Annotated in this window: 23 protein-coding genes and 1 riboswitch; of the genes, 11 read left to right on the top strand and 12 right to left on the bottom strand. The window is 68.7% G+C overall.

The genetic code is table 11. The features are described from left to right. Positions 1–165: 165 nt before the first annotated feature. Positions 166–1,842, bottom strand: a complete 1,677-nt coding sequence (locus ACAG25_RS18985) for a 4Fe-4S binding protein (RefSeq protein WP_370490025.1) — start codon at positions 1,840–1,842, stop codon at positions 166–168. An 18-nt stretch (positions 1,843–1,860) separates the two neighbouring features. Further along, positions 1,861–2,898 (bottom strand): diiron oxygenase, encoded by a 1,038-nt coding sequence (locus ACAG25_RS18980; protein WP_370490024.1) that lies wholly within the window; start codon positions 2,896–2,898, stop codon positions 1,861–1,863. 217 nt (positions 2,899–3,115) lie between these two features. Between ACAG25_RS18980 and serC the strand changes: the two genes are divergently transcribed. Beyond that, positions 3,116–4,225 (top strand): phosphoserine transaminase, encoded by a 1,110-nt coding sequence (gene serC, locus ACAG25_RS18975; RefSeq protein WP_370490023.1) that lies wholly within the window; start codon positions 3,116–3,118, stop codon positions 4,223–4,225. A 101-nt stretch (positions 4,226–4,326) separates the two neighbouring features. Then, a complete protein-coding gene (sepH, locus tag ACAG25_RS18970; protein WP_370490022.1) occupies positions 4,327–5,169 on the top strand; it encodes a septation protein SepH in 843 nt (280 codons plus the stop codon). On the opposite strand, the gene ACAG25_RS18965 is transcribed toward sepH, so the two are convergent. Together ACAG25_RS18965 and ACAG25_RS18960 are read right to left on the bottom strand one after the other, a co-directional pair. Next, complete coding sequence (locus ACAG25_RS18965; RefSeq protein WP_370490021.1) at positions 5,137–5,418, bottom strand: DUF2537 domain-containing protein; 282 nt, start codon at positions 5,416–5,418, stop codon at positions 5,137–5,139. The two genes, sepH and ACAG25_RS18965, sit on opposite strands and share 33 nt — an antisense overlap. Next, positions 5,415–6,254, bottom strand: a complete 840-nt coding sequence (locus ACAG25_RS18960; RefSeq protein ID WP_370490020.1) for a TrmH family RNA methyltransferase — start codon at positions 6,252–6,254, stop codon at positions 5,415–5,417. Before ACAG25_RS18960 ends, ACAG25_RS18965 begins: the two co-directional genes overlap by 4 nt. 79 nt (positions 6,255–6,333) lie before the next feature. Here ACAG25_RS18960 and ACAG25_RS18955 point away from each other — a divergent pair, with 79 nt between their 5' ends. Together ACAG25_RS18955 and ACAG25_RS18950 are read left to right on the top strand one after the other, a co-directional pair. Next, positions 6,334–6,579 carry a DUF2530 domain-containing protein gene (locus ACAG25_RS18955; RefSeq protein WP_370490019.1) on the top strand — a complete coding sequence of 82 codons (246 nt, stop codon included), beginning with the start codon at positions 6,334–6,336 and terminating at the stop codon, positions 6,577–6,579. A gap of 31 nt (positions 6,580–6,610) precedes the next feature. Continuing rightward, positions 6,611–7,063, top strand: coding sequence for an SRPBCC family protein (locus tag ACAG25_RS18950; protein WP_370490018.1), 453 nt, complete (start codon positions 6,611–6,613; stop codon positions 7,061–7,063). Here ACAG25_RS18950 and ACAG25_RS18945 read toward each other — a convergent pair whose 3' ends face one another. Continuing rightward, complete coding sequence (locus ACAG25_RS18945) at positions 7,064–7,879, bottom strand: DUF3027 domain-containing protein (RefSeq protein WP_370490017.1); 816 nt, start codon at positions 7,877–7,879, stop codon at positions 7,064–7,066. Between the two features lie 179 nt (positions 7,880–8,058). Here ACAG25_RS18945 and ACAG25_RS18940 point away from each other — a divergent pair, with 179 nt between their 5' ends. Both ACAG25_RS18940 and ACAG25_RS18935 read left to right on the top strand, forming a co-directional pair. Next, the gene (locus ACAG25_RS18940) at positions 8,059–9,660 is read left to right on the top strand and encodes an MFS transporter (RefSeq protein WP_370490113.1); all 1,602 of its coding nucleotides are present in this window, start codon (positions 8,059–8,061) and stop codon (positions 9,658–9,660) included. After that, positions 9,657–10,139: a DUF2771 domain-containing protein gene (locus tag ACAG25_RS18935; RefSeq protein ID WP_370490016.1), complete on the top strand. Its 483-nt coding sequence runs from the start codon at positions 9,657–9,659 to the stop codon at positions 10,137–10,139. Before ACAG25_RS18940 ends, ACAG25_RS18935 begins: the two co-directional genes overlap by 4 nt. On the opposite strand, the gene ACAG25_RS18930 is transcribed toward ACAG25_RS18935, so the two are convergent. After that, complete coding sequence (locus tag ACAG25_RS18930; RefSeq protein WP_370490015.1) at positions 10,136–11,149, bottom strand: glutathione S-transferase family protein; 1,014 nt, start codon at positions 11,147–11,149, stop codon at positions 10,136–10,138. The two genes, ACAG25_RS18935 and ACAG25_RS18930, sit on opposite strands and share 4 nt — an antisense overlap. 106 nt (positions 11,150–11,255) lie before the next feature. Then, a complete protein-coding gene (locus tag ACAG25_RS18925; RefSeq protein WP_370490014.1) occupies positions 11,256–11,666 on the bottom strand; it encodes a cold-shock protein in 411 nt (136 codons plus the stop codon). A gap of 166 nt (positions 11,667–11,832) precedes the next feature. Here ACAG25_RS18925 and ACAG25_RS18920 point away from each other — a divergent pair, with 166 nt between their 5' ends. The 4 genes from ACAG25_RS18920 (at position 11,833) to ACAG25_RS18905 (ending at position 15,220) form a co-directional block, all read left to right on the top strand. Further along, the gene (locus ACAG25_RS18920; RefSeq protein ID WP_370490013.1) at positions 11,833–12,240 is read left to right on the top strand and encodes a YccF domain-containing protein; all 408 of its coding nucleotides are present in this window, start codon (positions 11,833–11,835) and stop codon (positions 12,238–12,240) included. Beyond that, positions 12,237–13,298: a GTP 3',8-cyclase MoaA gene (gene moaA, locus ACAG25_RS18915; protein ID WP_370490012.1), complete on the top strand. Its 1,062-nt coding sequence runs from the start codon at positions 12,237–12,239 to the stop codon at positions 13,296–13,298. The genes ACAG25_RS18920 and moaA overlap by 4 nt, the downstream gene beginning before the upstream one ends. Before the next feature lie 3 nt (positions 13,299–13,301). After that, positions 13,302–13,568, top strand: coding sequence for a MoaD/ThiS family protein (locus ACAG25_RS18910; RefSeq protein WP_370490011.1), 267 nt, complete (start codon positions 13,302–13,304; stop codon positions 13,566–13,568). A gap of 240 nt (positions 13,569–13,808) precedes the next feature. Beyond that, a riboswitch (cyclic di-AMP (ydaO/yuaA leader) is annotated at positions 13,809–14,011 on the top strand. A 9-nt stretch (positions 14,012–14,020) separates the two neighbouring features. Then, positions 14,021–15,220, top strand: coding sequence for a transglycosylase family protein (locus ACAG25_RS18905; RefSeq protein ID WP_370490010.1), 1,200 nt, complete (start codon positions 14,021–14,023; stop codon positions 15,218–15,220). Positions 15,221–15,243: 23 nt separating this feature from the next. Here ACAG25_RS18905 and ACAG25_RS18900 read toward each other — a convergent pair whose 3' ends face one another. Genes ACAG25_RS18900 through ACAG25_RS18885 form a run of 4 tightly spaced genes read right to left on the bottom strand, consistent with a single transcriptional unit; the run spans position 15,244 to position 16,827 of the window. Then, complete coding sequence (locus tag ACAG25_RS18900) at positions 15,244–15,669, bottom strand: molybdenum cofactor biosynthesis protein MoaE (RefSeq protein WP_370490009.1); 426 nt, start codon at positions 15,667–15,669, stop codon at positions 15,244–15,246. After that, complete coding sequence (locus ACAG25_RS18895; RefSeq protein WP_370490008.1) at positions 15,666–16,145, bottom strand: molybdenum cofactor biosynthesis protein B; 480 nt, start codon at positions 16,143–16,145, stop codon at positions 15,666–15,668. The genes ACAG25_RS18900 and ACAG25_RS18895 overlap by 4 nt, the downstream gene beginning before the upstream one ends. After that, entirely contained in the window at positions 16,142–16,630 is a 489-nt protein-coding gene (gene moaC, locus ACAG25_RS18890; RefSeq protein ID WP_370490007.1) for a cyclic pyranopterin monophosphate synthase MoaC, read from the bottom strand. Before moaC ends, ACAG25_RS18895 begins: the two co-directional genes overlap by 4 nt. Before the next feature lie 11 nt (positions 16,631–16,641). Continuing rightward, a complete protein-coding gene (locus ACAG25_RS18885; protein ID WP_370490006.1) occupies positions 16,642–16,827 on the bottom strand; it encodes a hypothetical protein in 186 nt (61 codons plus the stop codon). A 65-nt stretch (positions 16,828–16,892) separates the two neighbouring features. On the opposite strand from ACAG25_RS18885, the gene ACAG25_RS18880 reads away from it, so the two are divergent. Further along, on the top strand, positions 16,893–19,145 hold the full coding sequence (locus tag ACAG25_RS18880; protein ID WP_370490005.1) for a helicase-associated domain-containing protein: 2,253 nt from the start codon (positions 16,893–16,895) through the stop codon (positions 19,143–19,145). Here ACAG25_RS18880 and ACAG25_RS18875 read toward each other — a convergent pair whose 3' ends face one another. Then, the gene (locus ACAG25_RS18875) at positions 19,146–22,391 is read right to left on the bottom strand and encodes a hypothetical protein (protein WP_370490004.1); all 3,246 of its coding nucleotides are present in this window, start codon (positions 22,389–22,391) and stop codon (positions 19,146–19,148) included. It lies immediately after the preceding gene. Positions 22,392–22,546 lie beyond the last annotated feature (155 nt).

Here is a 22,546-nt window from a genome sequence, read left to right as displayed (position 1 = left end):
ACGCGGCGACGGTGATTTGGCGAAACTGCAACCGTTCCCATGGCGGCGGCGTGTTGCTGCGCCGCGGCGATCCGGCGCATGGATACTTGCCCAATTGCGCCGGCGCCAATCGAGGTGATTCGTGATCGCGTTCACCCGGGTGTTGAGCGAGTGGGCGACCTGAGTTCAGCGCCGCAGCCCGGCGAGCACCCGACGATGCAGCGGTGGCTCCTGCTCGGCGGCGGCGCCGAGCAGCTCGGCCACCGAGGTGAACTTGCCGCGCGGCCGCCGGCCGTCCCCACGGGCGACCTCCGCGGCGTCGATGGCCCGCCAGCCGCGCCGGTCGACGAGACGCGGCTGACGTTCTCGCACCAGACGGTCCAGCGCGGACGGCTTGTGCGCCGGCGTGGCCAGAAGGCCGCCGTTGTAGTCGGCGACCAGGTTGCGCACGGTCTCGGCGGCACACGACTTGTTGGTGCCGATGAAACCGGTGGGCCCGCGTTTGATCCAGCCGGCGACGTATGTTCCGGGCACCGGTTCACCGGTTCCGGGGTCGACGACCCGCCCACCGGTGTTGGGAACCACGGCCTCGGTCTCGTCGAACGGCAGACCGCGAATCGCCTTGCCGCGGTAGCCGATCGAGGTCAGCACCAGCCCCGCCGGGACGTCGCGGATCTGATCGGTGCCGGTGCCGGTGAAGCGGACCCCGGCAGCGCGGGAGGTGCCGAGGACCTGCTGCGGGGTCAGGTGGTAGGCCAGCCTGATCCGCGGCCGGGTGATCGGCGACGAGGCGTCGCCGAGCTTCGACAGGATCTCGAGCTTGTTACGGGTCAGCTGGTCGGTCGTCTCGGCCAGCGCGGCGAGCACGCGTTCGTGGTCGGCGGAGTCGAGCACCACGTCCACCGACGTGGTCAGTCCGATCAGTTCGGGCAGGGTGAAGGCCGACGCCTCGGGTCCGCGCCGCGCGGCGATCACCACCTCTTCCACGCGGGACTTCCGCAGCGCCGCAAGGGCATGGTCGGCGATGTCGGTGCCGGCCAGATCGTCCGGATCGGTGGTCAGGATCCGGGCGACATCGAGTGCCACGTTCCCGTTGCCGACGATGACGACGCGGTCACCGCTGAGATCGACTGTCAGATCGGAGAATTCGGGGTGACCGTTGTACCAGGCCACCACCTCCGTGGCCGTTGCGGTGCCGGGCAGGTCCATCCCGGCGATCTCGAGGCGCCGGTCGTTGGGAGCGCCGACGGCGTAGAGCACCGCGTGATGGTGAGCCAGCAGCTCGTCGTGGGTGATGTGGGTACCCACCTCGACGTTGAGATAGAAGGTGAAACCCGGCTGTTGGGCGATGCGGTCGAACAGCCCGGTGACGCGCTTCGTGTCCTGGTGGTCCGGCGCCACCCCGGCACGCACCAATCCATAAGGCGTGGGCAACTTCTCGAACACGTTGACCTCGACCCCGGACTGGGTGAGCAGTTCGTCGGCGGCATACATCGCGGCCGGGCCCGAACCCACCACGGCGACCCTCAGCGGGGCGTCCGGACGCCGGTGCACCACCGGCGCTTCCAGCACCGGCGCGAGCTTCGACGTGGGCGGGAGCTTGCCCTCCCGTTTCGGGTAGAAGGCCGCGTTGAGTTCGATGAACGGCAGCTGCTCGGGTGTCAGCTTGGTGTCGGGTGCGATCGCGCCGACCGGGCACGCCGAGACGCACGCCCCGCAGTCGACACACGCATCGGGGTCGATGTAGAGCATCTCGGCGGTGGCGAACCCCGGCTCGTCCGGGGTGGGGTGGATGCAGTTGACGGGGCACGCGTAGACACACGACCCGTCGCTGCAACACGACTGGGTAACCACATGGGGCACTGGGGAACTCCTGGGTCGTTATGCGGCGCTGACCACGTGCTGCCGCGCAGGCTCACTCCGGTAGCGGCTGGGCGGTCCGTCGATCTTGCAGATCCGCCACATCAGCTTGGCGACCGGGTTCATCAGACCGGTGTCGTGACACAACATGCGGACGTCGCCGAACATGTCGCGCAGGAACTGGCGAGCTTCCGGGGTACCGAAGAAGATCTCCTTCTTCACCGAGCGCGGGATGTCGAACTCCTGCCAGAACGACTTCGGCGGCACGATGATGGCCTGACAGAGCACGCGCATGATGATCGGCACGTTCAACGACAGCAGGAACTTCTGCGAACGCTTCAGATTCGGCACGCGCTTGCGCAGGTATTCGTGAGCGAACGAGATGTGCCGGGCTTCCTCGGCGACATGGATCGCCATCACCCGCTCCATGATCGGGTGCAGGGCCTTGCCTTCGCGCAGCACGTTCTTCTGGGTGTGGTCGATGGGTTCCTCGCCGGCGAGCACGCCGAAGAAGAACGGGATCGGCAGCGGACCGGCGACCAGCGGGATGAACGGCGAGAGCCACTTGAGCATGCGGGGCATGCCCGGCACGTCGGCGCCGATGCGGTTGACCATCTCCTGGAACATCATGGTGTGATTGCACTCTTCGACCGATTCGTGCAGGCAGTAGCGGTATTCCGGGGAACCGTTGGGCACCCAGAACGCGTAGTTCATCAGGCCGCGGATCAGGATCGACTCGAAGTGCAGGCCGACCTTGGCGACGTTGGCCTGGCGCCACATCCCGATCCGGATCTGCTTGTCCTTGGGCTGCGACTGGTACCACTCGTGCTTGCCGAACGGGTCCGTCGCGGGCAGGATCCAGCGTTCGTCGTCGGGGGTGACGGCGAACTCCGGCGAGTCCCACTCGATGTCGGTGTACGGGTTGAAGTTGCGCCGCACCGAACCCTCGGACAGGGTCTGCAACATCTCGGCGTATGCACGGTCCTCCGGACTGTCGCCGATCTCCATGTTCTTGCGCCAGCGGCGCACGAGGCGCGTGCGTGCGGTTTTGACTGCCATCCTGGCCTCCTAAGCCTCGGGGCTGAGGTTTACATTCGTCGGCTCGATGTCTAAAGACAGTACCCACGGTCCCAGGAATTAACCAGGGGTTTCTCGCAGCTGTGCGCGAACCCGGTTACCCACGTCACATGTGACGCAGCTCACCGAAGCTCGACGGCCGGTCGGCCGCGCAACCGCGATTGGCCTGCATCTGACCGTCGGTTTTAGGCTGACCGTCATGGCCGAGAACCTGACGATCCCCGCCGACCTCAAACCGCGTGACGGCCGCTTCGGCTGCGGACCGTCGAAGGTCCGTCCCGAACAACTGCAGGCCCTGGCGGCCGCAGGCGACCTGTTCGGCACGTCGCACCGACAGGCCCCGGTCAAGAACCTCGTCGGCCGGGTCCGCGACGGACTGCGTCAGCTGTTCTCCCTGCCCGACGACTACGAGGTGATCCTCGGCAACGGCGGTTCGACGGCCTTCTGGGACGCCGCCGCTTTCGGCCTGATCGACCAACGTTCGCTGCACCTGACCTACGGCGAGTTCAGCTCCAAATTCGCCTCCGCGGTGGCCAAGAACCCGTTCGTCGGCGACCCCATCGTGATCAAGGCCGACCCGGGCAGCGCGCCGGCCCCGCAGTCCGACCCATCGGTCGACCTGATCGCGTGGGCCCACAACGAGACCTCCACCGGCGTGGCGGTACCGGTGTCACGCCCGGACGGCGACGCACTCGTCGCGATCGATGCCACCTCGGCCGCCGGCGGGTTGCCCGTGGACATCACCCAGGCCGACGCGTACTACTTCGCCCCGCAGAAGAACTTCGCCGGCGACGGCGGACTCTGGATCGCGATCCTGTCCCCCGCCGCGCTCGCGCGGGTCGACGCGATCGCGGGATCCGGCCGGTGGGTTCCGGAGTTCCTGTCCCTGCCCATCGCCGTCGAGAACAGCTTGAAGAACCAGACCTACAACACCCCTGCGATCGCGACGCTGGTGCTGCTGGCCGACCAGATCGACTGGCTGCTCGGCCACGGTGGCCTGGCCTGGGCGACCCGGCGTACCGCCGACTCGTCGTCACGGCTGTACTCCTGGGCCGAGGCATCGTCGTTCGCGACCCCGTTCGTCAAGGATCCGGCGCTGCGGTCGGCGGTGGTGGGCACCGTCGACTTCAGCGACGACGTCGACGCGGCGGCGGTCGCCAAGACCCTTCGCGCCAACGGCATCGTCGACACCGAGCCGTACCGCAAGCTGGGCCGCAACCAGCTGCGGGTCGGCATGTTCCCGGCCGTCGAGCCCGACGACGTCAGCGCGCTGACCGCATGCGTCGACTGGGTCGCCGAACGACTCTGAAGGACTCCCCCGGACCACCGCCGCGTGTCACCCCGGTTACGGATCGATAACACAGTAGGGTGACGTCCGTATCGGGCTCGGCCGGCCCGGAGGAGGTCGTAATGAGGGAACTCAGAGTCGTCGGACTCGATATCGACGACGGGCGTGGCGCGCGCATCATCTGCGAGACCGACGACTCCGCGGAGAGGTTCGTGTTGCGCTCCGACGAGCGGCTGCGGGCGGCTGTGCGGGGCGACAAGGTCGCATCGAATCAAACCACGATCAATGTCGAGGTCCCGAACATGCTGCGACCCAGGGAAATTCAGTCACGCATCCGTGCCGGCGCGTCGGTCGAGCAGATCGCGTCCGCCGCCGGTGTCGACCCGGCCCGCGTCGAGCGCTTCGCCCACCCGGTGCTGCTCGAGCGCGCCCGCGCCGCGGAGCTGGCCACCGCGGCCCACCCGGTGCTCTCCGACGGCCCCTCGGTGCTGACCCTGCTGGAGACGGTCACCGCGGCGATGGTGGCCCGGGGCCTGGACCCCGACGCGACCGCGTGGGATGCGTGGCGCAACGAGGACGGTCGGTGGACCGTGCAACTGGCCTGGACCGCCGGACGTTCGGATCTGCAGGCACACTTCCGCTATGCGCCCGGCGCGCACGGCGGCACGGTGACGGCGTTCGACGAGAATGCCGCTGAACTGATCGACCCGAACTTCAGCCGCACGCTGCGGCCCTTGGCGCCGGTGGCCCAACTCGCGCTGGGTGAGCCCGAGGAGCCCATCGTCGAGACGCCGGCCGAGACGCCTGCACCCGAGCGGCCCGAACCCGCGGCAGTGTCGGAGACGGAGTCGGAGCCCGCACCGGCACCCGCACCCAAGACCGCACGCGCGCGCAAGTCCCGGCCCGCGGTCCCGGCCTGGGAGGACGTCCTGCTAGGCGTTCGCTCCAGCGGCGGCGAGCGCTGACAGCGCGATCCACGCACCGGCCACCCCGACGGCCGACCCGAGCACGAACCACCGCCACACCGGACGTCGTCGCCATCCCCAGAGCGTCGGGGCCAGCCCGCCGACCGCGACCAGGTTGAGCCCCACGGCCAACAACGGATGCACCCGGGCCATGCCGATGCTCAGCACGACGATCGCCGCGGCGATGACCGCGGCGACGAAAGCCGCGACCGTCAGTCCGGTCCCCCAGGGAGTGCCGTCCTCGGTCACGGAGCCACCTCGACGCGCAGGCGGTCGCGCTCGTAGAACGCCAGCGCCGCTGCCGTGGCGACGTTGAGGGAGTCGGTGCCGCGCGACATCGGGATGCGCACCCGCACATCGCTGGCCCGCATGGTGCGTTCCTGCAGACCGGGCCCCTCGGCGCCGACGAGGATCGCCACGGGCTCGTCGACCCGCGCGGACATCACCTCGGCGAGGGTGGCCGCCTCGGGGTCGGGGGTCATGGCCAGCAGGGCGAATCCTCTGTCCCGCAGGATGTCGAGGTCCTGTGGCCAGTTCACCGACCGGGCGAACGGCACCAGCAGCGCGTGTCCCATCGAGACCCGCACCGCGCGCCGGTACAGCGGGTCGGCGCATCCGCTGCCGAACACGACCGCGTCGACGCCGAGGCCGGCGGCGTTGCGGAAGATCGAACCTAGGTTCTCGTGGTCGTTGACGCCCTCGAGGACCACGACGGTGCGGGCGCCGTCGAGCACCTGCGGTACCGCCAGCTCCGCCGCCCGGGACGCCGAGGCGAGCACGCCGCGGTTGAGGTGGAACCCGACCACCTCGGCCATCACCTCGGCGTCAACCCGGTAGAACGGCACGGTGAGGCCGTCGAGGTCGGAACCGAGTTCGACGAGCCGCCGGTCGGTGCCCAACAGTGCGCGCGGGGTGAACCGGGACGCCAGCAGGCGCTGCACCACCAGGACCCCTTCGGCGATCACCAGACCCTTACCGCTCGGCAGATCGGGGCGACGGTCGACGCTGTTGAGGTCGCGGAAGTCGTCGAGACGGGGGTCGGCCGGGTCGGCGATGTCAATGACCTCGATCGATGTGCCGCTCATGCCGTTTCGCAGTCCACCGGCATGCTCCACGGGTCGAGACTACCCAGACGCCGGGAGACGTCGGTTACCTTGGTGCGCGATGGACGAACCCGTGGCGCCTCCGCCCCTGCCGCCTCGCCTGCTGTCACCGTGGCCGATGATCCTGGTGATCAGTTCGATGTGGTTGGTGGCCGCGGTCCTGGCGTTCACCGTCGACGCGCTGCACAGCTGGCGCCCGGTCACCCTGGCCGGGCTCGGCGTGGCAGTGGTTGGCACGTCCATTTTTCTGTGGCAACGTCACGCAGTGCGGCGCGGCTCCCGCGGCGCACAGAGCGGCTTGACCTGATCCGGTGACGGTGAGCAAAGGAGACAGCGCGATGGCAGCGCCCATACTGCAGGCCCAGATCGACATCAACGCGCCGGTGTCGCGGGTCTGGGACCTGGTGTCCGACGTGAGCAACATGCCGCAGTGGAGTCCGCAGTGCCGTTACATGAAGGCCCTCGGCGGTGTCCGGCCCGGCGCTCGCACCATCAACTTCAACCGGCGGGGAATGATGTTCTGGCCCACCACCTGCCGGATCATCGAGGTCGTGCCGCAGAAGAAGCTCTCGTTCCGGGTCAACGAGAACACCACCGTCTGGAGCTACGAACTCGAGCCCACGGACGCGGGCACCCGGCTGATCGAGACCCGCAACGCGGAGAACGGCACCTCGGCGGTGTCGAACTTCCTGGTGAGCAAATTCATGGGCGGGGTGCCCAGCTTCGAGGACGAGCTGGTCGAGGGGATGAACGCGACGCTGTCGCGGATCAAAGCCGCCGCCGAACGCTAGCTAACCCTCGTCGGACTTCTCGTCGGGGTTGTCGTCGGGCTTCTCGACCAGATCGAGGACGCCGTCGTCGAACGGGTCGTACAGCGGCGAGCCCGCGCCCTGCGGCGCCGGGGTGTCGGAGTGCGCGCCGCACCCGTACTCGGCGTCGACGACGTGGCCGTCGGCGGCGAGTTCGTTCGCGCAGACCCCGAACATCACGCCGAGCGCGCCGCCCAGCCGCACGTAGAACCCGCAGTCGCGGCACACGCGGCGCGTGGACCGGGCCATCGCCGAGTTCGGTCCGTACTCCCCGTCGTGCCATCGCTGCGCAGCATCGATGCGGCCCCAGAGGCTGAGCACCTGGCGGCGACCCAGACCGAGCTCCACGGCGACGTCGTCGACCTGCGGATCGCCGGTCGCGGTGTGTCCCGGCACCAGGCGGGGGTCGTCGGCCGGGGGCGCCAGCAGATCACCCGGGCCGAGGTCACCGGGTCGGACCCGGTCCTCCCACGGCACCCACTTCGGCGCCAGCAGCGCGGTCGGGCCGGGCACGAGCACCACTTCACTGATGGTGGCCCGCTCGGCCCCGGGGACCGCGGCCACCACCACGGCCCACTGCCAGCCCCGGTAGCCCGGCATCTCGGCCAGGAAACGATGTGTCGCCGACGACGGATCCTCGAACTCGGCGCCGAGATATTCCCCGACCGTCTCCGCGCCGCTGTGTTCGGCGATGGCCCCGCGCGCGTCGTCGACGGCCCCCTGGAGCACAGCCGCCAGTTCCGGCGGCACTTCCGGGGCCGACGCCACGTCGGGTTGAGACTCGGTCACGCTGTCCATTGCCCCCAATACTGCCCGAAGCCAACGCACGTTAGCCACACCGGTCGGCCGTGCGACGACTGTCGGCCGGATAGGGGAGAATCGAGCGCGTGAGCGAGCGACGTGACCATCACGACCCCGAGAGTCGCCACGGTGCCCGCTACTATCCGCCGCGACCACCCGCAGGCGAGCACCCGGGGATGGCGAACTACCCGAGCGATCCGGTGCCCGGTCCCGGGCCGGGTCGGCCGCGCACACCCCGTCCACCGAGCGGAAACCGATGGCTACCGCCGCTGGACGAGCACGGTGAACACCGCAGTTACCGACGCACCGACACCGGCCCCGGCCGGCCGCGTGCCGACGGCGGTGAGCGGGTCACGGTCACCCGGGCCGCGGCGCAGCGCAGTCGCGAGATGGGTTCGAAGATGTACGGCCTGGTCCATCGGGCCGCGACCGCCGACGGTGCCGACAAGTCGGGTCTGACCGCGCTGACGTGGCCGGTGGTCGCGAACTTCGCCGTCGACGCCGCCATGGCGGTGGCGTTGGCCAACACGTTGTTCTTCGCAGCGGCCACCGGCGAGAGCAAGAGCAGGGTGGCGCTGTACCTCCTGATCACCATCGCGCCGTTCGCGATCATCGCGCCGCTGATCGGCCCGGCGCTGGACCGGCTGCAGCACGGCCGCAGGGTCGCGCTGGCCACCTCGTTCGCGTTGCGCACCGTGCTGGCGCTGGTGCTGATCGCCAACTTCGACAGCGCCACCGGCAGCTTCCCGTCCTGGGTGCTCTATCCGTGTGCGCTCGGGATGATGGTGTTGTCCAAGTCGTTCTCGGTGCTGCGCAGCGCGGTCACGCCCCGTGTGCTGCCTCCGACCATTGACCTGGTGCGCGTCAACTCCCGCCTGACCATGTTCGGTTTGCTGGGGGGAACGATGGTCGGTGGCGGTATCGCGGCTGCCGCCGAATGGGGCTTCCAGCTTTTCGCGATGCCCGGCGCGCTCTACATCGTGGTCGCGGTGTCGGTGGCCGGCGCGGCGCTGGCCATGCGGATCCCGAAGTGGGTGGAGGTCACCGAGGGCGAGGTGCCCGCGACGTTGAGCTATCACGGCCGCTCCGGCGACCTACGTCGCGACAGCCCGCCGCCGACGACCGACAAGGCCCGGCAACCCTTGGGCCGCAATGTCATCACCGCGTTGTGGGGCAACTGCACGGTCAAGGTGATGGTCGGCTTCCTGTTCCTCTACCCGGCGTTCGTGGCCAAGGCACACGACGCCACCGGCTGGGAGCAGCTGCGCATCCTGGGACTCATCGGCGCCGCCGCAGCCGTCGGCAACTTCATCGGGAACTTCACCGCAGCCCGGCTCGAGTTGGGTCACCCCGCGCAGCTCGTGGTGCGCTGCGCGATCGCGGTGACGGGGATGGCGCTGGCCGCCGCGGTCACCGGCAACCTCCTGGTGGCTGCCGCGGCCACCCTGGTCACGTCGGGGGCCAGTGCGATCGCCAAGGCCTCGCTCGACGCGTCGCTGCAAGACGATCTGCCCGAGGAATCGCGGGCCTCGGCGTTCGGCCGGTCGGAGTCGCTGCTGCAGTTGGCGTGGGTGGCCGGCGGCGCGACCGGGGTGTTGATCTACACCGAACTCTGGGCGGGTTTCACCACCATCACCGCGATCCTGATCCTCGGCCTGGCCCAGACCGTGCTGAGTTATCGCGGTGAGTCCCTGGTGCCCGGCCTGGGCGGCAACCGTCCGGTGCACGCCGAACAAGAAGGCGGACCGGTCGACGCGACGACGATGAGGTATCCATGAAACGCGTTCTGGGCGTACTGGTCGCGATCGCGGTCGTCGCGACGGTGGCCACCGGCGTCCTGGTGTGGCAGCTGTCGCGCGACCACGGACCGGATCTGCCGGAGATCTCGGCGTACTCCCACGGCAACCTCACCCGCGTGGGCCCGTACCGGTTCTGCGAGGTGCTCAACCCGACGGACTGCGTCGTCCCCGCCGAGCAGGGTGAACTGCCGGTGAACGGCCGTGACCCCGTACAGCTTTCGTTGCCTGCGGCCATCTCCGATGCGCCGTGGGTGCTGTTGAGCGCCTACGAGGACGACGACGTCATCGAGGAGTTCCGGCCCGGCGCCCGCCTGGCGGTGACCATCCCGACGCTCGACCCGTTCCGTGGACGGTTGACCGGCATCGCGGTGCAGCTGCCGACCCTGGTCCGCGATCAGGACGGCAACGAGTTCCCGGTGCCGCACGCGGAATGGTCGGTGCGGACGGTCTGGTCCTAACCCGCCGAGTGTTCGGCGGGGACACGCTCGCCCGCGCGCACCGGCCCCGGCGGGGTGCCCTCACCGAAAGGCTTGCCGCCCAGCGCTTCCCGGCCGTGCGGGGTCAGCCAGGCCGACAGGTCGGGCCCCTTGGGTACGACACCGGTGGGGTTGATGTCCGAATGCACGATGTAGTAGTGCTGCTTGATCTGCACGAAGTCGACGGTGTCGCCGAACCCGGGCGTCTGGAACAGGTCGCGGGCGTAGGCCCACAACACCGGCATCTCGGACAGTTTCGCGCGGTTGGTCTTGAAGTGACCGTGATAGACGGGGTCGAAGCGCACCAGCGTGGTGAACAGCCGCACGTCGGCCTCGGTGATCGTGTCGCCGACCAGGTAGCGGCGATCGGCCAGGCGCTCCGACAACCAGTCCAGCGCGGCGAACAACCGGTCGTAGGCCTTCTCGTAGGCGGACTGCGAACCGGCGAAGCCGCAGCGGTAGACACCGTTGTTGACCTCGGTATAGATCCGTTGGGCGACCTCGTCGATCTCGTCGCGCAGCGGCTCGGGGTACAGCTGCGGCGCGCCGTCCCGATGGTAGGCCGTCCACTCCGTCGACAGATCGAGAGTGATCTGGGCGAAGTCGTTGGTCACCACCGCTCCGCCGGGGATGTCGACGATCGCCGGGACGGTGACCCCCTTCGGGTAGTCCGGTATGCGCTTGTTGTAGGCATCGCGCAGAAAGCGGATGCCGAGAACGGGGTCACGCCCGTCGGGGTCGAGGTCGAACGTCCAGCTGCGCTCGTCGTGGGTCGGCCCGCAGAATCCGATGGACAGGACATCTTCGAGTCCCAGGAGCCGTCGGACGATGATCGCCCGGTTGGCCCAGGGGCAAGCGCGGGCCACGATCAGCCGGTAGCGGCCCGGCTCGACCGCATAGCCGTCACGGCCGTCGGCGGTCACCCGCGTGTCGATGTAGTCGGTGTCCCGGTTGAACTCTCCGTCGGAGGTGTCGGCGGCCACGTAACTCATGGCCTCAGTGTTACCCCACGGGCGTCGCGTCGACCCGCGAAAGTGCTGTCAGCGTTGTGACGACCGGCGCGTGGCGACGTTCAGCGCACTCTCGCGACCACAGGACTCAGCTGTCGAGTTCGCGCGCGACGGCGCGGACGACCTCCGAGACCCGGCGGGCGACCTTGCGATCGGGGTAGCGACCCTTACGCAGCTCCGGTTGCACCGCGCTTTCCAGCAGGGTGATCATGTCCTCGACCATGCCGTGCAGCTCGTCGGGAGTGTGCTTCTTCTCCGCGGCGGCCGCTTCGCGCCGCGTGCGGCTGAGGCTGGGCGGGGGGTCGATGAGTTTGAGGCTCAGCGCCTGCGGTCCGCGCCGGCCGGCGGCGACACCGAACTCGACGCGCTGACCGGCTTTGAGGCCCTCGACACCGGCGGGCAACGCCGAGGACCGCACGTAGACGTCCTCGCCGTCCTCCTGCGAGAGGAACCCGAAGCCCTTCTCCGCGTCGTACCACTTCACCCGGCCGGTCGGCACTGGTCTCACCTGCTGTCTGTCTGTTGCCAACACTTTCGTACCTGATGGGTACATAAAGTAAGCGTCCCGCATTCCCGGGACGCGTCGTGCAAGATCCTACTCGGACGCTCGCACGGCGAGCACCCCCTTGTGTCGGTAGGCTGGTCGACACCGCCGGAGGAAGATTATGCGCCTGATACTGAACGTGATCTGGTTGATCTTCGGTGGGCTGTGGTTGGCTCTGGGTTATCTGCTGGCCGCGCTGATCTGCTTCGTCCTGATCATCACGATCCCGTTCGGGTTCGCCTCGCTGCGCATCGCGGTCTACGCGCTGTGGCCGTTCGGCCGGACGATCGTCGACAAGCCCGGGCCCCGTCCCGGCGCACTGGTCGGCAATGTCATCTGGGTCATCGTCGCGGGTGTGTGGCTGGCGATCGGGCACATCATCAGCGCCGTGGCGATGGCCGTCACCATCATCGGGATCCCGCTGGCGCTGGCCAATCTGAAGATGATCCCGGTGTCGCTGATGCCGCTCGGCAAGGAGATCGTGCCCGTCGACGCCCCGCACATCGGCTATGTCGGAGCCGCCCGGTGACCGTCGTCTCCCTCGGACTGCCGGCGGTGCACCGCGCCGTCGGGCCGGCCCCCGCCGAGGGCCCCCTCATCGACACGTTCGGTCGCATCGCCACCGATCTGCGGGTGTCGCTGACCGACCTGTGCAATCTGCGCTGCACCTACTGCATGCCCGCCGAGGGGCTCGAGTGGATGCCGGCTGAGCAGAAGTTGCACCGCGACGAGTTGGCCCGGCTGCTGCACATCGCCGTGACCCGGCTGGGCATCACGAGCGTCCGCTTCACCGGCGGTGAACCGCTCGTGGTGCCTCACCTGGAGGAGTTGGTGGCGGCGACGGCCGCGCTGCGTCCCCGACCGGAGATCACCCTGACCACCAACGGCGTCGGCCTGGCCAAACGCGCTGCGGCGCTCAAGCAGGCCGGGCTGGACCGCATCAACGTCTCGCTGGACACCGTCGACCCGGCGCGGTTCGCCGCGACCACCCGCCGGGACCGACTCTCCGACGTGGTGGCCGGGCTGCGCGCGGCCAAGGACGCCGGCTTGAGCCCGGTGAAGGTCAACGCGGTGCTCGACCCGGTGACCGGTCTCGAGGACGCGGTGGCCCTGCTGCGGTTCTGCCTGGCCAACGGCTACCAGTTGCGCATCATCGAACAGATGCCGCTCGACGCCGGTCACGCGTGGGAGCGGGACCGCGTCCTGGGCGCCGACGAGATCCTGGGCGCGCTGCGCCGGCATTTCGCGCTGGCGCCCGACCCGGCGCCTCGCGGATCGGCTCCGGCGCAGCTGTGGCAGGTCTTCGAGGGCACGACGGTCATCGGGCGGGTCGGGATCATCGCGTCGGTGTCGCAGGCGTTCTGCGCGGCGTGCGACCGCAGCCGCCTGACAGCCGACGGGCAGGTCCGCAACTGTCTGTTCGCCCAGGACGAGACCGATTTGAAAACACTGCTGCGCTCGGGAGCTGACGACGCAGCGCTGGAAGCCGCATGGCGACAAGCCATGTGGAGTAAGGCCGCAGGGCACGGCATCAACGATCCGGATTTCGTCCAGCCCGCGCGGCCGATGAGTGCGATTGGCGGTTAGGGAATGCGTTCAGAGGTTTCGGTACTCGTCACGGTCCGCTTCTTTGCGGCGGCACGCGCGGCCGCAGGGACGGATTCGGAGCGGGTCGAGGTGCACGACGGCGCCACGATCGCCGAATTGGTCGATCTGCTGTCGGCGCGTAACGAGGACCTGGCGAAGGTTCTGCGCCGGTGCTCGTTCCTGTGCGACGGCATCGCGGTGCGAGAGCTGTCACGCCGACTGGGCGCGGGCCAGACCGTCGACGTCCTCCCGCCGTTCGCCGGCGGTTAGCAGTCCACCGATTCGCAGAACCAATCCGTGATATGCGTCACATGACATAACGATCGCGGGATGGCTACATTCGCATCACCGCACCCCGCACCTGCAGTAACGACGGTTTGTCCTGGGTGTTTAGAGTTTTTTTAGGATTTGCCGACCGGTTCGACACGGCGCCGAGCAAAAGATGACGGGCTCCAAAGGAGCCGTTACCGTCTTGAACGGGCCATCGACCCCACACGATGAGCCTCCCGCGCACCGGCCGCGCCGAACTCCATCCGTCGGCGCGCGGGACACAAGACACACCTGGATGGAGGCGGGGGACCCACCGGTCCACCGAGACAGGACCTGGAGTCGCATGCGACTCCTTGGGGTGAAGCCGACGTCCGACGTCGGCCGGGCTACCTCTCCGGCCCGAACCCGACAGCTGACCTCGCGGGCGCTCGACGAGAGGACCACACGCACTTATGAGTGGACGGCATCGCAAGCCCGCCCCTTCTGCTGTGAACGTCGCCAAGATCGCCGTCGGCGGCGCCGTACTGTCCGGAGGTGCGCTGGCCATGTCCGGCCAGGCCGCCGCCGCGACCGATGCGGAATGGGATCAGGTAGCCCGCTGCGAGTCCGGCGGGAACTGGGCCATCAACACCGGCAACGGCTACCACGGTGGTCTGCAGTTCGCGCCGGGCACCTGGTCCGGCCACGGCGGTGGCGAGTTCGCCCCGGCTGCCCACATGGCCACCAAGGAAGAACAGATCGCGGTCGCCGAGCGTGTCCTGGCATCCCAGGGCAAGGGTGCTTGGCCGTCGTGCGGCGGGCCGCTCTCCGCCGCAACACCGCGCAACGTGGTCGCCGAGGAGCCCGCACCGGCTCACCCGCTCGGCGTGGATGTCGCCCCGCCGCCGCTCGACCCGATGGCTCCCCCGCCACCGCCGCCGGCCGCTCCGGTCGACATGTTGGCCGCCCCGGTCGATCCGTTCGCCCCGCCACCGCCTCCTGCGCCGGCTCCTGCCCCCGAGGTGGCGCCGCCGCCTGCCGCGCCGCTCGATGCGCCGCTGCCGCCGCCGCCGGGCGATCCCCTTCTTCCGCCGCCGGCACCGCTGGACGCGCCGCCGGCTCCGCTGGACGCGCCGCTGCCTCCGCCGCCGGCCCAACCGGCGGTGACTGTCGCCGACTGGGACGTCGTGCCGGCTCCCGCGCCGGCCGATCAGCCGCAGCTCTTCTCCCTGCAGTCCGGTGACGTGCCGCTGCAGCCGGTTCCTGTTGATCCCGCGATGCCGCCGGCGCCTCCGGCGCCCCCCGCGCCCGTGGCCGATCCGTTGGCACCATTGGCTGCCGTCGACGTGCCGCCCGCGGCTTTCGACCTGGCCAACCAGGCGATCACCGAGGGTGCGCCGCTGCCCACAGAGGTGCCGCACCTGGCCAGCCCGGACAACCTGCCGCCGGGAACGACGATCAGTCCCGCCGACATCCCCAACGAGAGCCCCAACGTCACCTATCTGCGGGAGATCTGGCACGCCATTCAGACGCAGGAGATCTCCGGGCGCGACGCATTGCTGGCTCTGACGCAGCGCCCGCTGACGACCCCGGATCCGGGTGGAGTGGCACCGAATGCTCCGGCTCCCCCGGCTTCGGCAGTTCCTCCGGCGCCGATCCTTCCGCCCGCCTGACGCTCACGCGGCACGAAGTCGCCTCAGGCGGAGTTGACCCACTCGTCGCTGCCGTCGGCGAAGAACTGGTGTTTCCACACCGGTAACCGTTCCTTGACGGCGTCGACCAGGCGAGCGCAGGTGGCGAACGCGGCACCACGGTGATCAGCGGCCACCGACGCCACCAATGCGGCGTCCCCGATCTGTAACTCGCCGATGCGGTGACTGACCGCGATCGCGCGCACCCCGGTGGCCTCGGCTGCCACCGCCTCGGCCACCTCCGCGAGCGTCTGTTCGGCAGACGGATGCGCCGAGTACTCGAGCCGCGTGACGGTGCGACCCCCGTCGTGGTTGCGGACCACGCCGGAGAACGTCACCACCGCGCCGGCGGCATCATGGCCGACCAACGCCTCGTGTTCGGCGGGGTCGATGGGCTGTTCGGTCAGCGCGCTGCGCACGACGACGGTCATCGCGAGTGGTCCCTACCCTGGAGTTGATCGAGTGCATGGTCGATGACGTCGCTGAGCACCGACAGGCCGTCGCGGACCCCGCCCCGGGAGCCGGGCAGGTTCACGATCAGCGTGCGACCGGCGACTCCGCAGACGCCGCGCGACAACACCGCGGTCGGCACGTGCGGCAGACCGGCCCGGCGGATCGCGTCGGCCAGCCCGGGTAGCTCGTAGTCCAGCAGCGCGGCGGTGACCTGCGGGGTGGCGTCGGTCGGCGAGATGCCGGTGCCCCCGGAGGTCACGATCACGTCGGGCTTCCCGGCTAAGGCGTCGCGCAAAGCCTGCGCGACGGCATCACCGTCTGCGACGACGACCGGGGCCGAGGCGGCGATGCCGCGTTGGGTGAGCCAGTCGACGATGAGCGGTCCGCACAGGTCTTCGTAGACGCCGGCCGAGGCGCGGGTGGAGGCGATGACGACTGCGCCGGACCTGGTCACGGGCGGCGGTCCCAGGTTCCGGTCTTGCCGCCCTCTTTGTGCACGACCTGGATGGCATCGATGCGGGCGGCCCGGTCGACGGCCTTGATCATGTCGTAAAGGGTCAGAGCCGCGACGCTCACGGCGGTCAGTGCCTCCATCTCGACGCCGGTGCGGTCGGCGGTGCGCACGGCGGCGGTGATGCCGACCGCTCCGGGGTCGTCGTCCACCCCGATGGTGAAGTCGACGTCGACGCCGGTGATGGCCAACGGATGACACAGCGGCACCAACTCACTGGTGCGTTTGGCCGCCATGATGCCGGCGATGCGGGCGGTGGCCAGCGCGTCGCCCTTCGGCAATCCGTTGGCGGTGATCAGGTCGACGACGTCGGCGCGGGTGCGCACGACACCGGACGCCACCGCCACCCGCTTGGTGACGTCTTTGGCGCTCACGTCGACCATGTGGGCTGCACCGGTCTCGTCGAGATGGGAGAGGCGGTCACCCACGATCGGACGCGCTATCGATTGACGACGGTTGCTGACTGAAGAAACGGCAACTCGTCGGCCGGCAGCGGGAACGTCAGGTCGCCGTAGGGCGACAGGGCGCCGGCACGATCGGCGGCCAGTTCGCTGACCGCGTGATCGTCGGGATCCACCGTGGGCCAGCCTGGGTCGACATAACGGTTCTTCTTGTCATCAGCCACGCAGCCATTGTGGCAAACGCCTCACGGGCAAGCCAGGTGGGGCGGCTGCTTTACGCTGGTCAGCAATGAGTGCGAACACTCCAGGCGTGCCGTTGGGCGTCTGGTTGGCCGATCTTGACGACGAGCGGCTGATCCGGTTGCTGCGACTTCGGCCCGACCTCACCCAGCCCCCACCGGGGACGATCGCTGCCCTGGCCGCCCGTGCTGCGGCCCGGCAGTCGGTCAAAGCCGCAACCGACGACTTGAACTACCTGCAGCTGACGGTGCTCGATGCGCTCCTGACGCTGGGCGCCGACACCCTCGCGGTGCCGATCGCCGCCGTGACCGAGCGCCTCGGCATCGACGAGGCCACCGTCACCGGCGCGGTGGACAGCCTGACCGAGCGTGCCCTGGTCTGGGGTACCGATGGCCTGCTGCGGGTCGTCGCCGAAGCAGCCGGGTGTCTGCCGTGGTATCCCGGCCAGGCCACGCTGGAGAACGGAGCTCTGTCGGACAGCGACATCCGCGCGACGCTGGAGAGCACCGACGACGCTTCCCGCGATCTGCTCGACAAGCTGCTGGAGGGCTCACCGGTCGGACGTACCCGCGACGCCCTACCCGACGCGCCCCCCGACCGACCGGTCCAGCGGCTCCTGGCCGCCGGGCTGCTGCGCCGCCTCGACGCCGATACGGTGATCCTGCCGCGCCTGGTGGGTCAGGTCCTGCGCGACGAGATGCCGGGTCCGGCGACGTTGACCCGACCGGATCCGATCCGTTCGCAGACCTCCGGGTCCGACGTGGACGCAGTCGCCGCGGGGGCCGCGCTGGATCTGCTTCGCGAAGTCGAGATGCTGATCGAGATCCTCGGTGCGACACCGGTTCCCGAGCTACGCAGCGGCGGTCTCGGGGTGCGCGAGGTCAAACGGCTGACCAAGCTCACCGGTATCGAGGAACGCCGGCTGGGCTTGCTGCTCGAGGTCAGCGCCGGTGCCGGGCTCATCGCATCCGGAGTGCCCGAACCCGACCCTGCCGACGGAACCGGCAGTTTCTGGGCGCCGACGGTGGCAGCCGATCGCTTCCTCGAATCCTCGACCGCCGCTCAATGGCATCTGCTGGCCACCTCCTGGCTGGCGCTGCCCAGCCGGCCCAGCCTGGTCGGCACCCGCAGCCCTGAGGACAAACCCTATGCGGCGCTGTCGGATTCCCTGTTCTCCACCGCTGCGCCGTTGGATCGACAATTGCTGCTCGACGTTCTCGCCGAGCTGCCGGTGGGAGCCGGCGTCGATGCGGCCTCCGCGGCCGAGGCGATGGTCTGGCAGCGGCCACGGTGGTCGGCTCGCCTGCAACCGGGGCCGGTGGCCGACCTCCTGACTGAAGCCCACGCCGTCGGCGTGGTCGGTCGCGGGGCGCTGGCCGGCCCGGTCCGGGTATTGCGCGACGGCGGCGATGACGATGCGGTGATCGCCGCGATGGCCAAGGTGCTGCCCGCTCCGCTGGACCACTTCCTGGTGCAGGCCGACCTCACCGTGGTCGTCCCCGGCCCGTTGCAACGCGACCTCGCCGAACAATTGGCCGCCGTGGCGAATGTCGAATCCGCGGGTGCCGCAATGGTTTACCGCATCGAGGAGGCTTCGGTACGACGCGCGCTGGACACCGGCAAGACCGCCGGGGAGTTGCATGCACTGTTCGCCAAGCACTCGAAAACCCCTGTGCCGCAGGCGCTGACGTACATGATCGACGACGTCGCGCGCCGGCACGGTCAGCTGCGGGTGGGGATGGCGACGTCCTTCGTGCGCTGCGAGGACACCGCCCTGCTGGCCCAGGCGGTCGCCGCACCGGCCACCGAGACGGTGGAGTTGCGCCTGCTCGCGCCGACGGTGGCGGTCTCGCAGGCCGGCATCGGTGAGGTGCTCAACGCGTTGCGCAGCGCCGGATTCGCTCCTGCTGCAGAGGATTCCACCGGCGCGATCGTGGACCTGCGCACCCGCGGGACGCGGGTCGCCGCACCGGTTCGGCGACGTGGCTACCGCCAGCACACCCCGCCCACCGACCAGACTCTGGCGGCGATCGTCGCCGTCCTGCGGAAGGTGGCCGCGGCCCCGTCGTCGGGTCTACGGCTCGATCCGGCGGTGGCGATCTCGGAGCTGCAACAGGCCGCGCACCACGGAGACTCGGTGGTGATCGGTTACGTCGACCCCGCAGGTGTCGCGACGCAACGGGTGGTCGCCCCGATCAACGTGCGCGGTGGACAGCTCACCGCGTACGACCCGGCGTCCGGGCGCGTCCGCGAGTTCGCCATCCACCGCGTCACGTCGGTGGTGTCGGCCGACTCCGGCTGACTACCGGTAGATCGTCACCAGGACGGTGCCCGGCAGTGCGGCCTCGAGGTTGGAGTCGTCTTTCACCTGAATGGTCAGGGTGCGGGTGTGGCTGATGGAGAATGTTCCGCCCCCGTAGCTGTTCGCTTTGAACGTGACGTTCTGCAGGGCCTGCTTGTACTGGGCAAGTGTGGCCGTGCCGGACAGCGTGAGTTCGCGCGTCGCGGAGTTGAACGTCGCCGTGACCGGGTTACCGGCAATGGTTGCGAAAGCCAGCGTGTCGCCGTTGACGTAGTTGTTGGTGATCTTGACCGACGCACCGTACAGCACGGTCGAGTCGGGGTCGATGATCGTCGCCGAGGTGATCGGCTTGACCGTCTCACCGACGTTGGGGAGTACCAGCCCCGACAGTCCGAGCGTCACGATGGACGGTCTATCCGGGTTCTTGACCATGACTTCACCGCTGGCGTGAACCAACGAGCGCACGTTGGAGTCATCCCAGACGTGGATCTCCACCATCCGAGTGTTCAACAGTCCGGCACCCTCGGTGGTCTCGAACGTCACCGACTCCAGAGCCGCACGGTACTGGTCGATGGTGGCGGTGCCCTGCAAGGTCAGGGTGGTCCCATCCCACGACGCGGTGATGGGATTGCCGTCAATTCTGGTGTAGGAGAGCTTGTCACCGGCCTCCTTGTTGACCGTGATCTTCATCGTGGCCTTGGTCAGGTGCGTCGAGTCGAGATCACCGATCAGCACGGTCGGCGCCAGGACGACACCCCGCTTGCCGATGGTGTACACCGGTATGCCCAGCGACGGGGCGACCACGGTCGGCGCCACGGCCGGCAGGACGGTCACGACCAGCGGGGCGGGCACCGGGGTGTCGTCGCCGTCGGACTCGACAGCAGTGAACGTCACCGTCCGGGGGAGACCCAATTCTGTTGCACTGAAGGCGATCTGCTTGAACGCCTGCTCGTACTCGGCGACCGAACCCACACCCGACAGCTTCAGCGTGTAGTCGTTGGTCTGGGTGACCTGGATGTTGCCCACCTGGGCGCCTGTGAAGACGAGTTTGTCACCGCTCAACCGCGCGATCGCGATGGTGACGGTCGCACCTGTGAGGGTGTCGTCGTCGGCGTTGTGGATGCTGACCGAGGACAGCAGCCGGACCGCGGGCTTGCCGATCGTGTAGGTGGGCAGGCCCACTCCCGGCACGATGGCCAACGGGAGCTCCGGAGCGGCGAAGACCCCGAGGATCACCGGGGTGTCTAGCAGGCCTTCTGTTCCATCCTCGTCGACCAGCTTGATCGTGATCGTTCGGGACAACGGACCGAGCTCGGTCGCCTTGAAGGTCACCGCCTTGAGCGCGGCCTCGTAGGCGGCGATCGACGCCACGCCTTCCAGAGTCAGTGTGCCGGCGTCTGCATCCCAGGTCGGCTTGATGTTCGAATCCTCGGGTTGGATGTAACCGAGGACGTCGCCGGCGCGAAGTCCACCGATGATCTCCAGAACGACCCGCTTGAGGTTAGCCGAATCGGGGTCGACGATCTCGGCGACTGACAGCACCCGGCCCGGCGCATCCCCGATCCGGTACGGCAGCCCCGGCAGGGCGACGAGCCCGGGTGCCTTGAGCACCGCAGGTATGACCGTCACCGTGACGGGGAACGGCAGCGACTTGTTGTCGTGTTCATCAACCAGGGTGATGGCGACAATTCGGCCCACCAACCCGACCGAGGTCGCGCTGAAGGTCACCGATTTCAGCGCGGCTTCGTACGCGGCCGGCGACGCGTCACCGGAGAGTGTCAGCGTCTTGCTTTCCGGATTCCACGACCCCTTGATGTCTTCGGTGTCGACGAAGTGCAGGGCGTCTCCGGCGACATCGCCCGCCGCGAACTTCACCTCCACCCGCTTGAGCGTGTCGGAGTCGAGGTCCTCGATTGTTGCGCCTGTGAGGAGTGCGATCGGATCCGAACCGAGTTGGTAGGGCAATATGTTGCCGACCGCGATCAAGCCGGGAGGCAAGTCCAACAGCGGCTTCATCTCGAAGGACACCGTCTGCGTGACATTGTCGGTCTCGGCGAGGCCGAAGTATCGGGCCACATCGTGCAGCAGAGTTTGGATGGCGCCGAGAGCACCGGTGAGGTGCTCCGAGTCGTCACGAACGACGATCTGGAACTCGACGGTTTTCGGGTCGCCCATGACAGGCAGGCCCGGCGTGTAGATGAACTTCGACGTGAACGGCACCTGCACGACGATGCCGCCCTCGGGCTGGATGATGTCGTAGGTCAGCGGGTCGCCGTTGGGATCGTAGGCGTCGATGTCGATGACGACCGTGTTGAGGACCTGGGTCGTGGTCACGTCGCGCACGACCGGGGCCTTGTTGAAGAACGTGTGATTGATCAGCCGTCGCACGTAGGCGAAGATCGCGTCGTTGATCGGGTTCGACACCGGGGCGTCGGTGTCGAGGACGCCACCGAGAGCGGTGCTCATCACCGCACCGAAGACGTTGGTCTCGGTGAGTTCCTGTGTCTGGGTCTCCGGTTCGACCGTCTTGGAGACGGCTGCTCGGGCAGCGGCGCGACCGGACATCGTCGTCGTCACGGTCGTGGTCGCGGCGCTCGTGGTCGTGGTGGTCGTGGTGGTGCCGTCATCGGTGGCCGACGGGTCGGCGGTGTCGACGTCGATCACCGGTGCGGTGTCGTCGTTCTGGTCGTCGGCCGGAGTGGGGTCGACGTCGGCAACGTCGGTGCCGGCGCTGGTGCTCTTGCCACTCGTCGTGGGCTCGACGCTGTCGTCGACCGACGACGTCAGGTCCTCGCTGTCGTCGACCTCGACCTCATCGGCCTCGTCGACGTCGCTGGAGCCGAGCGCGCCCTGTGAACGGGCTTCGGCGCGTTCGGCGCGGGTCCCGGTGCGAACGGAGGGCCTCGAGGACGTCGAGGATTCCGTCGAGGCGGATTCGGAGGTCGACACAGACGATTCGGAGGTCGACGCAGACGACGAGGACGAAGACGATGCCGACGAGGTGCCGGAATCAGTATCGGTTTCCGCATACGCGGGGGTCGCCGAGTTGACGACCGCGATGCCGATGCCGAGGGACACCGCCAAGGCACCAACCCGCCCGACGTGGGTGGCGTACTTGGAAGTCACCTTGCGCGCGTGCCTGGGTCGGCCACCCGGCGCAGCGTCGGCCAGGAGTTCCCGGGCCGCCCAGAAGGTCGACGCCTCCGCGGACGCGTCGGTGCGATGGCGAGCTGGTCGTGCGGTCATGCGGTCGGCCTCCGTCGGTCGCGCTGAGCCCCCTCAGCTGTCCCCCGTGCTGTTCTGCGCCGAACGTCAGCAGGTGCTTCTGTTCGCCAGGATGAGATTAGAGCAAAAAATTGACGGAGGTCACAAAAAAGATGAAATTGGTTGTCCACGCAACT

Source organism: Mycobacterium sp. pV006 (genome assembly GCF_041287115.1).
Lineage (GTDB): Bacteria > Actinomycetota > Actinomycetes > Mycobacteriales > Mycobacteriaceae > Mycobacterium.
The sequence above is the reverse complement of the archived record's forward strand: the minus strand, read 5'-3'. Positions and strand labels throughout refer to the sequence as shown.

Coding starts and splice junctions, on each gene's coding strand:
- ACAG25_RS18980 (WP_370490024.1), bottom strand. CDS start 2,898: ATGGCAGTCAAAACCGCACGCACGCGCCTCGTGCGCCGCTGGCGCAAG.
- serC (WP_370490023.1), top strand. CDS start 3,116: ATGGCCGAGAACCTGACGATCCCCGCCGACCTCAAACCGCGTGACGGC.
- sepH (WP_370490022.1), top strand. CDS start 4,327: ATGAGGGAACTCAGAGTCGTCGGACTCGATATCGACGACGGGCGTGGC.
- ACAG25_RS18960 (WP_370490020.1), bottom strand. CDS start 6,254: ATGAGCGGCACATCGATCGAGGTCATTGACATCGCCGACCCGGCCGAC.
- ACAG25_RS18955 (WP_370490019.1), top strand. CDS start 6,334: ATGGACGAACCCGTGGCGCCTCCGCCCCTGCCGCCTCGCCTGCTGTCA.
- ACAG25_RS18950 (WP_370490018.1), top strand. CDS start 6,611: ATGGCAGCGCCCATACTGCAGGCCCAGATCGACATCAACGCGCCGGTG.
- ACAG25_RS18945 (WP_370490017.1), bottom strand. CDS start 7,879: ATGGACAGCGTGACCGAGTCTCAACCCGACGTGGCGTCGGCCCCGGAA.
- ACAG25_RS18940 (WP_370490113.1), top strand. CDS start 8,059: ATGGCGAACTACCCGAGCGATCCGGTGCCCGGTCCCGGGCCGGGTCGG.
- ACAG25_RS18935 (WP_370490016.1), top strand. CDS start 9,657: ATGAAACGCGTTCTGGGCGTACTGGTCGCGATCGCGGTCGTCGCGACG.
- ACAG25_RS18930 (WP_370490015.1), bottom strand. CDS start 11,149: ATGAGTTACGTGGCCGCCGACACCTCCGACGGAGAGTTCAACCGGGAC.
- ACAG25_RS18920 (WP_370490013.1), top strand. CDS start 11,833: ATGCGCCTGATACTGAACGTGATCTGGTTGATCTTCGGTGGGCTGTGG.
- ACAG25_RS18910 (WP_370490011.1), top strand. CDS start 13,302: ATGCGTTCAGAGGTTTCGGTACTCGTCACGGTCCGCTTCTTTGCGGCG.
- ACAG25_RS18905 (WP_370490010.1), top strand. CDS start 14,021: ATGAGTGGACGGCATCGCAAGCCCGCCCCTTCTGCTGTGAACGTCGCC.
- ACAG25_RS18900 (WP_370490009.1), bottom strand. CDS start 15,669: ATGACCGTCGTCGTGCGCAGCGCGCTGACCGAACAGCCCATCGACCCC.
- ACAG25_RS18880 (WP_370490005.1), top strand. CDS start 16,893: ATGAGTGCGAACACTCCAGGCGTGCCGTTGGGCGTCTGGTTGGCCGAT.
- ACAG25_RS18875 (WP_370490004.1), bottom strand. CDS start 22,391: ATGACCGCACGACCAGCTCGCCATCGCACCGACGCGTCCGCGGAGGCG.